Here is an 11,982-nt window from a genome sequence, read left to right on the forward strand (position 1 = left end):
GCGGCGGGCATGTTTGTTGCACTGATATCTATGTCTAAGAATGTCCAGAACGGAGGCGCGGATGAGCAAGAGAGTTCTGGTGGTCGATGACGAGCCGTCCATACGCGTGATGATATCGAAGGTCCTCTCGAAGATGGACCTGGACGTGCGGGTGGCCGACTCGGGAGAGTCCGCCCTGGACATCATCAGGGGGGAGGAGCCCTTCGACCTCTGTCTGGTGGACTTCAGGCTTTCCGGCATGGACGGAGTGGCGCTGACCAGAGAGATCAAGGAGGCGTCTCCCGCCACCAAGGTCGTCATGATGACCGGCAGCGCCGAGGAAAACACTCCGGACGAGGCTCTGAGCGCCGGGGTGGAGTGCATCATCTACAAGCCCTTCGAGATTTCCCTCTTGAGGATGGTCGTAAACCGGTCACTCTTTGACGAGGCGCCCGTGGCCTCCATCGGCGGGGCGGTCGTGGGCTCCCAGGGAACCCTGGGCAACAGGCGGCAGTGCGCGAGAAAGCCGTGCCACGAATACGTGAGCTTCACGGTGGCGGACTTCGAGGAGCAGGGACCGGGGACCGCCGTCGATTTTCAGGGCCTCGCCCTGAACGTCAGCGACAGCGGCATGTGCCTGCGTGCCGACTTCCCCATAGACAGGGGCAACACCCTTTATCTGCAGGACGGCGCAGAGCAGAAGGCGGCCCAGGTGCAGTGGAGCATCCCCCTCGGGGAAAACGAGTACCGGATGGGGCTTCGTTTCCTTTAGGCGGAAGGGCGGTCAGGGGACCTCGATGCCGTACTTCTTGGTCCGGTACCGCATGGTGTCGTAGCTTATATTGAGAAGCTTGGCTGCACGGGTCATGTTGTAGTCGGTCTTTCGCAGGGCCTCTTCGATCATCCCCCGTTCGATTTCCTTCAGAGACATCGACGTCTGCCGGGCATCCGGGGAGGGCCTCTGCCCCATTATCTCGACGGGTTTTATGATCTCCTGGGGCAGGTGGTCCGGCGTGATGACCTCGGCGCTCTCCAGGACCGCTATCCTTTCCACGACGTTCCTCAGTTCCCGGACATTCCCGGGCCATTGGTAGGACTGAAGGACCTCCTCCGCTTCCGGGGAGAAGGCCCTCGGCGTCCTCTTGTTGTACCGGGAGGTGAAGTGCCGGAGAAAGTGTCCGGCCAGGGCCGGGATGTCTTCCCCGCGCTCCCTCAGGGCGGGCATCTGGACGGAAAAGGTGTTCAACCGGTAGAAGAGGTCCATGCGGAACTCCCCGGCGTCCATGGCGCTCTTGATGTCCCGATTGGTGCTGGCGATGACCGTGACGTCCACGGGGATGTCCTTTCGTCCCCCGATGCGCCGGACGGTCCTTTCCTCAAGCACCCTGAGGAGCCGCGTCTGCAGGTCCTGTTTCATGTCGGCTATTTCGTCAAGGAGAATCGAGCCGCCGTCGGCGAGCTCGAAGACGCCTTTCTTCTCGGCCTTGGCGTCCGTAAACGCTCCCTTCTCGTGGCCGAACAGCTCGCTCTCGATGAGGGACTCGGGGAGGGCCGTGCAGTTGACGGCAATGAACGGGGCGTGCCCGTCGGGGTACTTCATGTGGTGGAAGTACCGCGCCAGCACCTCCTTTCCCGTGCCGCTCTCCCCGGTGATGAGCACCGTGGAGACCCCGGCCTGTGCCATCTTCTCCATCTGGCTCTTCAGTTGGTTTACGGCCAGAGAAATGCCGATGATGTCCTTCTGCACCAGCTCGGAGCTCACCCGCCTGAGGTAGGTGACCTCCTTGAGAAGCCGCTCCTTCTCCATGAGGTTGTGCAGGACAATCTGGACCTCTTCGATGTTGAAGGGCTTGGTCAGGTAGTCCGCGGCCCCGAGCTTCATGCACTCCACGGCTGTCTCGGCCGTGTCGTCGGCGGTCAGCATGACCACTTCGGCATCCACCTGGCGCTCCTTGAGCTCCTTCAGTACCTGCATGCCGCTTATATCGGGCAGCCGGATGTCCAGCATCGTGACGTCGGGATGCCATGATTCTATCTTCTTGACGATGTCCGTCGTGTCCGTCTCGGCCTGGATCTCGTAGCCCTCTTTCCTGAGCGAACGGGCGAGCATCTCGGCGATGAGCTCGTCGTCGTCCAGGATGAATATCCGGCCTTTCTTCTCGCTCGTGCTCACGTCCCGACGGTGCCGTTACTGTTTGCGGGAAGGTTGATGACGAATATCGAGCCCCCCTCGGGGTTGTCCGTGACGCGTATCATCCCGTGGTGCTGGTCGATAATCTGCTTGGTGATGGAGAGCCCGAGGCCCGTGCCGTCGGACTTGGTGGTGAAGAACGGCTTGAAGATGTTCTCCCTCATGGTCGCGTTGATGCCCTTGCCCGAGTCCTGTATTTCCACGACGATGGAGCCCTGTGCCTGGTCATGGTGCGCCCTGAGCAGCAGGGTGCCGTTCTCCTGCCCCTCCATGGCCTCGATGGCGTTGAGCATCAGGTTCAGAAAGGCCTGCTGAAGCTGCATCGGGTCGGCCGTTATCGGAGGAAGCCCCGGAGGGCACTCCACGCTCGTCTTGACGCGGGAGTTCTTGACCGTCAGGAGGCGGCAGGCCCGCGAAAGGACTTTCTCCATCTGCACTTCCGTAAAGTGGGGCACCTGCGGTTTGGCGAAGTTCAGGAGTCCCTTTATCAGGAGCTCGATGTGCCGGGCCTCGTCCCGGGCCCGGACCAGGATTTCCTTGTCCTCCTCCTCTACGCCGCCGTCCATGATGAGGCTTTCGATGGCCATCTTGATGGCGGCCAGGGGGTTCTTGATTTCGTGGGCGAGGCCCGCCGCCGTCTCGCCCACCATCTTCATCTGCTCGGCTCGGCGGAGGGCCTCCTCGGTGCGCTTGCGCACCGTGATGTCCCGGGCGATGTGTATGATGCCCACGAGGGCGCCGCCCGCGTCGAACCGGGGTATGCCCTCCAGCTCCAGGAGCTTTTTGATGGCGGGGTGGTAGATTTCCTCGATGACGCTGCCCCCGTCGCGCACTTTCTCCCGCGCGGGGCAGCTCTCGCAGCAGGGCTCCACGTGGGGGAAATATTCATAGCACTTCACCTCGCGGCCCTCGAGCGGCGGCAGGCTCAGAAGGGTGCGCGCGGTGCGGTTGGCGCGTACGATGTTGCAGTTGGCGTCCTGGATGGTGACCATGTCGGTGATGGTGTCGAAGGTCTCCTCCCAGTCGCGCTTGGACTGCAGGAGCATGTTCTCCATCCGCTTGCGCTCCGTGATGTCCCGGTTGAAGGCGATGACGAAGGCCTGCCCGCCCAGGTAGAAGCGCACCGCGCTCATCTCCACCGGCAGAGGGGTCCCGTCCTTTTTCAGCAGCCGGAATTCCTTCCGCGCCCAGGAGCCGGCCATGATCTGGCCGAGCATCTCCCGCATGCCCTCCGCCGAGGCCCCGTCGGCGCAGGCCAGGAGGAGGTTCGAGCCCACCAGCTCCTGCATGGCGTAGCCGTGCATCTCGGCGGCCGCCGGATTGGCGTCGACGATCCGCCCGGCAGCCCCGCCCTCGGCCTCCAGGACGAAGATGGCGTCCCGGGCGGTCTCAAAGAGAGTCCGGTAGCGCTGCTCGCTCTCGCTGCACTGGCGTATGTTTTCCTTCAGGGCGACGGACATCTCGTTGAAGGAGGTGGCCAGCTCTCCGAATTCGTCCGTAAGCCCCTGTATCTCGTGGTCTAGGTCTCCGCCGCGGATGCGCCGGGTGGCCTGAACGAGCAGGCCGATGGGGTTGGTGATGCCCCGCATGAAGACGTAGGAAAGGGCGATGGTTACCAGGGGAGCGAGCATGATGAGGCCGAAAAGGAGGTGCTTCGTCCTGTCTATCTCTTGCATCGTGACGTTAGTCTTGTCATCGAGGTTGCTGCTTGAGACGGCCGTCATGCCCTTGACGTATTCGATGAGGCCGGCCGCCTTCTCAAGGGCGACCCTCTTCTGCCGGAGCCACTCGGGCGTCCCTCCGTGCACGCCGCCGTGGATGGTAAGCACCCGGCTCAGGGGGACTTCGAAGTCTGCGACGCGCGCCTGAAGCTCATCCAGCCGCGCCTTTACCTCGGGGACATGATGGCAGTTGGTGCAGGTGTGGGCCATGCTCCGGACGATGCGGAGGTCGTTCCTCGTCTTCTGGATCTCCTCCGTCGAGACCGGCGCCAGAACGTTCAGGTCCCTTTCCATGGTGATGAGCTGAATGAGGAGGTGTTCCCGGATGATTTCCACCTGGTGCATCTCGATGATATCGCCCAGGCTGGATGTGCTCCTCTCGATGGCGACGATGATGTAGGCCCCGGCCACCAGCATGGCCAGACAGAATACACTGAGGACAACGGCTATTTTCTTTTTCATCGTTTCTTCCCCGGAGGCGGACGGTGGGGCCCCCTGTGCCTATCGCCCCGCCCATGAGAGCGCCCCTTTCCCGCAGCGGAGGGCAGCGCGGTCCGCCGGAGGCGGCACGTCTCTCTGCTGACTCTGCCAAGCGAGAAAGAAAAGCGGCCGGCCCCCCCGGTCTCCGTCACGTCGTCCGTCCGCCTATTCGTGGATGTCCTCCCTCGGGCGCCGTGCCGGAGGGAGGGCAGAAAACGCGGCGCCGGCGTCTCCGCGGCCGCCGGGCTTCCTGCTATGACGAGACCAGACGATATAGAAGAGGATGCTCTCTTTCATTCAATTCCTTCTCAAAAGCGACTCCGATGAGATGGAGGTTTTCTTCCTTCGAGACCCACACGATACGGCCCTCGAGCCTTTCCTTCATGTCCTTTCTCCCGGAGAGCGTGATATCAAGCGTCACATGAGAGCCGTTTTCCAGAGGCGTATGGGAGTACAGTCCGAGGCCGGAAGTGGAGATGTTGGCGATGGCGACGATGGTCTCGACGGGCCCTCTTTCCGGAGCGTACTTGAATCTGAGCTCCGCCACCGCGTAAAGTGGATACCTCGGGTGCTTTCGGCGTGACCGCACCCCACGGTCCCTGGGTGTCATGTCCTTCTAAAATAACTCAGATATGGGCTGAATTACAAGTCCTTTCCGCACCGGAAAGGGCCTACGGACGGGTCATTTCCGCCCGGTTGCGGAGGGGACACGCGTCTTTCAAGGGGCCCGGAGCAGCCGGAGGGGCAATGGCCGGATGGCCGCTACCGCGCTTCGTCCAGGAGGACGTGCCGCCCATCGGGTGTGCGGATGTCGGCATAGTCCCTGAAGTGCTTGTTGGTTTTCAGGAGGTCCAGGCCGAGCTCCTTCCGCCCCATGAGCCGCTGGCTCCGCCGACGTATCTCCCCTTGCGTCCTTTTCCTCGCGTCCCTGGAGGCCACGAGGATGTGGTTGCCGGACCAGGAACATCGAAAGACGTAAAGATGGGGGAAGACCCTGGCATGGGTCTCCAGCATGCTCTGGAAATGCCTGTTGCCCCGGCCGGAGATGACGTTTGAGACCAGGATGCCCCGGTCCGTGAGAATGTCCCTCGCCTGCGCGAGAAACTCCGCCGTGGCGAGATGCCGCGGGATGGCGTCCCCGAGATAGGCGTCCAGGAACACCATGTCGTACAGGGCGGAGGTCTCCTCGATGTAGCGCCTCCCGTCGGCCACGTGCACGCGCATCCTGCCGGTCTCCCTGAAAAAGAAGAACTCCTTGGCCACCTCCACCACATCGGGGTCCACTTCCACCACGTCCACCCTGGCACGGGGATAGTGGCGCTGAAAGTACCTCGGCATGGCCCCGGCCCCGATGCCCACGAAGAGGGCCGCCGCAGGGTCTTTTTCAAGGAAGGCAAGAGAGACGAAGGCCGCCCTGTTGTACTCGATGATGAGGGCATCCGGGTCCGAAAGGGAGATGCCCCCCTGCATCGCCTCCTTCCGGGCGCTGTACAGGTACCGCTCCTCTCTTCGGGGATTGTCCGCCACCACCAGGGCATGGTGATGCCGGGTGTCCCTCGAAAAGACGACTGTTTCCTGGCGTGTCTTGGACATGGGCAGTAATGCGCCCCGGGGGGCCGCTTTCCTCCATCATACTAAAACCGTCCCCTGGACGAAAGCCTCCGCCCCCGTCCGAAGCCCGGGGGGGTCTCTTCGGGCTCCAAGCAGAAAATTCCCACAGCTATGTATTTTTTCAAATAGTGGCAAGTCCTGCGGCAAAACTGACAAAAAATGTCATCCCTCGTCGTTTCCCCGGAAACAACCCTCTGAAAAATCGCGGCGTATCGCGGAGTGTCGTTTTGGCACACAATATGCTTCAGGCGAAGCCGGTGTGCTGATTTGGCAGAGTGACAGGGCCGTATGGATGAAAAGAGAGAAAAGAGGGCTATCCATTGACACGAAAGATTGTCGTTTTGGGCGTCGCTCTGGCGGCCGCGATGCTCCTGGGGGGCTGCGAGACCCTGAAGAGCTCCAAGCCGGTCATCCCCATCGAGGAGTACGAGCATCTCATCGTGGGGAGGCTGGACGCCAACTACGTGGGCACGGACAACTGCCTTTCGGCGTGCCACTACCACGACGAGATTCGCCGGCATTTCGAGGGCAGCACCATGGGCGCGCAGCTTTCATCGAAATCCGGCATGCCCCTTGTGGACTGCGAGTCCTGTCACGGGCCGGGGAGCCTGGCCATCGAGGGCCTCACCCCCAAAAAGGTGGCCGCCGACCGGGCCAAGGGCATCCAGACGGCTTGCGACTATAAGACGTTCATTCAGCTGAAGGAGCTTCCGCCCACCGCGCAGTCCCTACTCTGCCTGAAGTGCCACTCGCACAACGCGACCTTCAACCTGCACAACTGGAACGCCGGCGTCCATGCGGTGGCCGGGGTAAGCTGCTTCAACTGCCACGACATTCACAAGGGGGCCGACCTCATGGTCTCCCCGCGGGAGACCATGGACATGTGCACCCAATGCCACCAGGACGTCAAAGCAAAGCTCTCCCTGAGGAGCCACCATCCGGTCAAGGAGCAGCGGGTCTTCTGCACCGACTGCCATAACCCCCACGGCACGGTGAATGCCAAGCTGCTTCGAGAAGAGACGGTCAAGGACACCTGCACCCGGTGCCACGGGGAGGTGGAAGGGCCCTTTGTCTTTGAGCACGCCGACGTGACCGAGGACTGCCTCAGGTGCCACAGGCCCCACGGGTCCATGAACAACAACCTGCTCATCACCCAGGAGACCTTCCTCTGCATGCAATGCCACGTGAGCCACAACACATCGCGGCTGGACACCGCGGAGAGGCGGGCGACCTTCTATACCCGGTGCACGGACTGCCATTCGCAGATACACGGCACCGACATCCCCTCCGCCAGCGGGACAGGGAGGTTCATACAATGAGAGCCATCGGGAAATTCCTCGTCCTTCTCACGGTGTTTCTTGCCTTCGCGGTGCCGTCCCCCGCACAAGAGGGGACGGACACGGACATGACAGAGCTGGAGGCCATCCTCTCGGGCGAGGCGGAGGTCGCGGTCTACCGGTTCCCGGAGATCCCACCCGAGTTTTCCCTCAAGGCGGGCTACCGCTTCGTGGAGCACTCCGACAGCCCCAGCGCCATCGATTACGTATACCTGAAGGACTCGGTGGTCCTGGGCGGCTCGGCCCGTTTCTTCGAGTTTCCCCACCGGGCCTACCTCGTGTTTGACTGGACGAACGAGAAGGACTACTTCGGCGACCTCCGGTACGCCTATGGGGACCTTTTCCTTGCCCGCTGGGTAACCAGGAGCGTTTTCCACAATACCGAGAACGTAATCCTTCGCGACCTCGACCCCTCCACCGGCTCCCCCGGCGTCATCCGCCGGGACGCCGGGGAGGAGTACGGCGTCCGGACGGGGGTGGACGACGTCACCGTGCGCCTGAAGGCCCCGGGCTATCCGGCCCATGCGCTGTTCCGCTACTGGTCGGTGGGCAAGAAGGGCGATGAGCAGCTGAGAGACCTCCTCGGTTCGGGCTTCCTCTTTGTCGATGTGAAGCGGGCCTCTCAAAGGCGCGACGTCGATTGGCAGACCCAGATATATTCGGCAGGGGCCAACAGCCACCTGGGGCCGGTGGAGGTGCAATACGTCCACGACGAGAAACGCTTCGGCCCCGACGGGGACAAAGTCCTCTTCGATTCCTACTCCGCAACACCCATCAGGCCGGCGGGCACCTTCCCCCATAGCCTCGTGCCCGAGTTCAAGGGCTCCTCCGACACGGTAGAGTTCCACTCCTCCTATACCGGGAAGATTGTCGCCTCCGGCACCGTCTCCCACAAAGAGAGGGAGAACGAGACCAGCGGTGCAACGGCGGACTACATGGCCGGTTCGGCCCAGGTGACCTTTATGCCCTGGACCAGGCTTGCCTTCTATATGAGATACCGCTACGCCCGGAAGGACACCGACATCCCCCGCACGGTGAGCATCGTGGACCTCTCGGACTCCACAAACACCTTCACGGGGCATGCCAAGCCGCCCGTGGACGCGACCACCAACACCCTTACCCTCACGGCCCGCTGCCGGGCCACGAAACAAGCGACCATGCGGGTGCGGTACACCTTCGAGAACGTGGACCGGAAAAACGCTTCTTTCTGGGAATTGCCCGACCGCACGCAGAAGAACTCCCTCAGGGCCTCCCTGGACGTGCGCCCGGCAAGGAGCCTGGACCTTGCCCTGCACTACGACATCCTGGGCATCGACGACCCCGCCTACGGCAGCGACCCCAGCTTCGCCCAACAGGCGGGGGCCTCGGCCACCTGGACGCCCCGCGGGGGCTCGAGTGTTTTTCTCACCTATACCCTCCGGGACGAGAACCGGGACAGCCTGCGGGTGGCGGGTGCTCCGCAGGCCGGTCAGAGGGACGTCCTGAAGCATCTGGCTACGGTGGGCACCACGGTGCAGGTCCTGAGGAACCTGGCCGTGAGCCTCGGGTACACCTTCATGTATAACGACTACAAGCAGGACGTCGTCTTCGACGACCTGATGGGCGCCGCCCAGGTGGCGCCGGACACCAAATACGAAGAGGAGGCCCATGTTGCGACGGCATCGCTGGCTTACAGCCCCTTGCAGTGGCTCGGCCTCAGCGCCGATGCCAGCTATACCCGGAGCGACGGCGACATCAGGGCGGGTTCGGTGGACCTCCGCGAGCCCCTTCCCCTCTCCGCGCTCGTGGACTTCGGCCTGTCGGAGACCTACCTGGCCGGGGCCGCCGAGTTCAGGCTTCCGCGGGGGTTCGCTTTGAGGGCATCCTTCGAGTATATCGACGTACAGAAGCTGGATGACAACCCCAATAACGACGTCTTCGACGGCGACGCGCAGATCGCCATGTTTACGGTATCCAGACAATGGAAATAAGAACTGCTAGAGCAAAGGCGTGCGCGGCGGTCCTGGGGGGGCTCCTCCTCACGGTCTCCTTTGTTCTGTTTCCGGCCCCCGCACGGGCGAAGACCACGGTGGGCGTCATCATGACGGGGGACACCCCGTATTATCAGCAGATTCACCGTGCCTTCATGGTGGCCATCTCGGGAAAGGCCGACGTGAGGGTGGTGCTTCAGGAGCCCGCCCCGGAACCCATGGCCTGGGCCAACGCGGCCCGGAAGCTGGTGAGCATCGGCTCGGACATCCTCGTCGTCTACGGGGCTCCGGCCACCCTCACCGCGATGAAGCAGACATCCTCCCTGCCCATTGTCTTTGCCGGGGTCTACGACCCCCGGGCCATGAACATCACCGGCATGAACGCCGCGGGCATCAGCTCCCAGGTGGACATGGCCTTCGTGCTCAGGCTGCTCAAGGAGATAAAGGACTTCAAGAAGCTGGGCATCATCTTCAACAAGACCGAGAAGGACACCATCCTTCAGGTCAAGGAGGCCAAGGCCCTGGAGGGCACCCTGGGCTATCGGCTCGTCCTCCTGGACGCCGGCCGGAAGGGATACACCCGGAAGATGGCGGGTCTCGACGCCGTCCTGCTTACCACGAGCTGCCGGGCCATGTGCAACGTGGACGAAATCGTAAACGCCGCCCGCACCGCCGGCGTGCCGATGGCCTCCACCATCGGGGGCGGAGAGAAGATAGGCATCATCCTCACCGTCTCGGCCGATGCGGCGGAGCAGGGGCGGGCGGCCGCGGAGATGGTGCTTCAGGTCCTTCGGGGGACGAACCCCGCCAGCATACGGGTGCGCGAACCGAAGAAAATCGAAGTGACCGTGAACAAGTCCGCGGCCCGCGCGGCGGGCGTGACCGTGCCGGCCCCCGTGCTGAGCAGGGCCACAAGGGTCATAGAATAGGGGAAATCGACTGTGAAAAGGGGTTTATTCATGGTACGCGATAAAGGAAAATGGCTTCTCATGGCGGGGCTCGTCCTCGTCCTTCTCGGGTGCGGCTCGGGAGATGACGGCCTTGTGAGCTCATCCGGCGACATGACCGACCTGACGCCCCATACGGTCATGACGCCCTATTTCGGCGACCCGGTCTGCGCGCGCTGCCATACGGAGCAAGGGGCAACGTCCTCTATCGGGCTGGTCAACGGGACGGAGGGCCCGGAGGAAATCGAGACCATTCTCTCGGGCATGCCCGACATTGCCGACCCTTCCCCGGTGGCCTGCGGCACCTGCCACGACAGGGACACCGGCACCTTCCTGGGCGAGAGGGCCCAGGGCCTGCCGGCCTCCTGGTCGGTGCAGTTTAAGACCTGCACGGCCTGCCACCAGCTCTACAAGGCGGACGGCACTACCCTGAACACCGCGTACCACGATTCCTGGAGCGCCGACAAGATTATCACCGACACCCACTGGGATGACCCCAATACGGATAACATCGAAGGCTACGTCATAAACACCTCGACCAATCACGTCTCCGGGGCGGGCAACGCCAACGTCGGCACCTGCCTGGACTGCCATGACCCCCATAACCCCGCTCCCGTGAGAAACCGCGAATGGGCCCAACAATCCCGCCCTGTATAACTCCGTCAATAACGTCTTTACGGCCCACGGCAAGCAGAGAGAGCTCCTTTATTGCTGGGCCTGCCACATCGACAACCGGGGAGGCCTTCGGGACCCCGGCATCTTTAACGGCCTTGCACCTTACAGCGAGCCCGCCGACAGGATAAACGCCGTCCCCGACGTCAAGGGCTCCAACATCTGCATGGCCTGCCACATCGGCAGGTTGAGCGGCGAAGCGGTCAAGGCGTTAGTCGGCAACTTCCCCATCTCGGGCACGGACTTTGGCTCGTACAACTCCCACTACCTGGCCGCCGGGGGCATCCTCTACCGCACGGTCGGCTACGAGTATGCGGGCAAGGACTATACGGTGAGCTACTTCAAGCACAACCACATAGGGGTGGACGTGCCCGGCACCGGGGCGAACGGCCCCTGCGTGGGCTGCCACATGCAGGCCGAATCGGTGGGGCATACCCTGAGCCCCGTGAAGGAGGACGCCACGGGCCGGATTGTCGAGATACCGGCCAACGCCGAGATATGCTCCAACTGCCACATGGTGACCTCCACCGGCGACCACAGGCTCACCCTGGATATCATAAACGGGGAGAAGAGGGGCTTCCTGGACGCTCTGGACGCCCTGCAGGAAGCGTTCGAGGCCAAGAACATATACTACAGCCCGGACCTCGCCGACTACCCGTATTTCTACGACGGCCCGGTAATCAACAATACTCCGCACTCTGACTGGCAAACCGAGGGTACGCTGGGGGCTGCCTTCAACCTCAACCTCCTGCGCCACGAGCCGGGGGCCTACGTGCACAACAGGCAATACACCAAGATGCTCGTCTACGACTGCCTGGATTTCATGCAGAACGGCGGGCTGACGAATTCCGTCGACCTCACGGGCCACTATGATGCCTACGTCTGGCTGTTGCCCTACGGGTCCACGGCCCCCATTACGGCGGTGGGCAGGCAATGAAGGGGATGAAAGTCAACCTGGCCCTGAACACCATCAGTCGGAAGTTCCTCATTCCCGTGGTGCTCCTGGCGGTGGTGCTTCTCGGAGGGCTCGGCGGGTTCATGGCGATGAACAACAAGGCGGCCATACAGTCGGCC

General features: G+C 62.6%; 10 protein-coding genes. 6 read left to right on the plus strand and 4 right to left on the minus strand.

The window, feature by feature from the left end; genetic code table 11:
• The first annotated feature begins 61 nt into the window (after positions 1–61).
• Positions 62–751, plus strand: coding sequence for a response regulator (locus tag P8Y39_10235; GenBank protein MEJ2192703.1), 690 nt, complete (start codon positions 62–64; stop codon positions 749–751).
• A gap of 12 nt (positions 752–763) precedes the next feature.
• Here the strand turns inward: P8Y39_10235 and P8Y39_10240 are convergent, their stop codons facing one another.
• The 4 genes from P8Y39_10240 to P8Y39_10255 all read right to left on the minus strand — a co-directional run bounded on the left by P8Y39_10240 (position 764) and on the right by P8Y39_10255 (position 5,964).
• On the minus strand, positions 764–2,152 hold the full coding sequence (locus tag P8Y39_10240; GenBank protein MEJ2192704.1) for a sigma-54 dependent transcriptional regulator: 1,389 nt from the start codon (positions 2,150–2,152) through the stop codon (positions 764–766).
• Positions 2,149–4,353 carry a PAS domain S-box protein gene (locus P8Y39_10245; protein ID MEJ2192705.1) on the minus strand — a complete coding sequence of 735 codons (2,205 nt, stop codon included), beginning with the start codon at positions 4,351–4,353 and terminating at the stop codon, positions 2,149–2,151. The genes P8Y39_10240 and P8Y39_10245 overlap by 4 nt, the downstream gene beginning before the upstream one ends.
• Positions 4,354–4,624: 271 nt before the next feature.
• Positions 4,625–4,981, minus strand: a complete 357-nt coding sequence (locus tag P8Y39_10250; GenBank protein ID MEJ2192706.1) for a PilZ domain-containing protein — start codon at positions 4,979–4,981, stop codon at positions 4,625–4,627.
• Between the two features lie 152 nt (positions 4,982–5,133).
• Positions 5,134–5,964, minus strand: a complete 831-nt coding sequence (locus P8Y39_10255; protein MEJ2192707.1) for a fused MFS/spermidine synthase — start codon at positions 5,962–5,964, stop codon at positions 5,134–5,136.
• A 338-nt stretch (positions 5,965–6,302) separates the two neighbouring features.
• Between P8Y39_10255 and P8Y39_10260 the strand changes: the two genes are divergently transcribed.
• From P8Y39_10260 to P8Y39_10280, 5 genes are all read left to right on the plus strand, one after another.
• Positions 6,303–7,301, plus strand: a complete 999-nt coding sequence (locus P8Y39_10260; GenBank protein ID MEJ2192708.1) for a DmsE family decaheme c-type cytochrome — start codon at positions 6,303–6,305, stop codon at positions 7,299–7,301.
• Entirely contained in the window at positions 7,298–9,289 is a 1,992-nt protein-coding gene (locus P8Y39_10265) for an MtrB/PioB family outer membrane beta-barrel protein (GenBank protein ID MEJ2192709.1), read from the plus strand. Before P8Y39_10260 ends, P8Y39_10265 begins: the two co-directional genes overlap by 4 nt.
• Complete coding sequence (locus P8Y39_10270) at positions 9,280–10,218, plus strand: ABC transporter substrate binding protein (GenBank protein MEJ2192710.1); 939 nt, start codon at positions 9,280–9,282, stop codon at positions 10,216–10,218. The genes P8Y39_10265 and P8Y39_10270 overlap by 10 nt, the downstream gene beginning before the upstream one ends.
• A gap of 30 nt (positions 10,219–10,248) precedes the next feature.
• Positions 10,249–10,893, plus strand: coding sequence for a cytochrome c3 family protein (locus P8Y39_10275; GenBank protein MEJ2192711.1), 645 nt, complete (start codon positions 10,249–10,251; stop codon positions 10,891–10,893).
• A gap of 181 nt (positions 10,894–11,074) precedes the next feature.
• Positions 11,075–11,845 carry a hypothetical protein gene (locus P8Y39_10280; protein ID MEJ2192712.1) on the plus strand — a complete coding sequence of 257 codons (771 nt, stop codon included), beginning with the start codon at positions 11,075–11,077 and terminating at the stop codon, positions 11,843–11,845.
• Positions 11,846–11,982: the final 137 nt, after the last annotated feature.

The organism is Nitrospirota bacterium (assembly GCA_037386965.1).
Classification (GTDB): Bacteria; Nitrospirota; Thermodesulfovibrionia; order Thermodesulfovibrionales; family JdFR-86; genus JARRLN01.

Bases quoted from the DNA above. Each gene is read 5' to 3' on its own strand.
- P8Y39_10235 (MEJ2192703.1), top strand. From the start codon at position 62: ATGAGCAAGAGAGTTCTGGTGGTCGATGACGAGCCGTCCATACGCGTG.
- P8Y39_10245 (MEJ2192705.1), bottom strand. From the start codon at position 4,353: ATGAAAAAGAAAATAGCCGTTGTCCTCAGTGTATTCTGTCTGGCCATG.
- P8Y39_10250 (MEJ2192706.1), bottom strand. From the start codon at position 4,981: ATGACACCCAGGGACCGTGGGGTGCGGTCACGCCGAAAGCACCCGAGG.
- P8Y39_10255 (MEJ2192707.1), bottom strand. From the start codon at position 5,964: ATGTCCAAGACACGCCAGGAAACAGTCGTCTTTTCGAGGGACACCCGG.
- P8Y39_10265 (MEJ2192709.1), top strand. From the start codon at position 7,298: ATGAGAGCCATCGGGAAATTCCTCGTCCTTCTCACGGTGTTTCTTGCC.
- P8Y39_10270 (MEJ2192710.1), top strand. From the start codon at position 9,280: ATGGAAATAAGAACTGCTAGAGCAAAGGCGTGCGCGGCGGTCCTGGGG.
- P8Y39_10275 (MEJ2192711.1), top strand. From the start codon at position 10,249: ATGGTACGCGATAAAGGAAAATGGCTTCTCATGGCGGGGCTCGTCCTC.
- P8Y39_10280 (MEJ2192712.1), top strand. From the start codon at position 11,075: ATGGCCTGCCACATCGGCAGGTTGAGCGGCGAAGCGGTCAAGGCGTTA.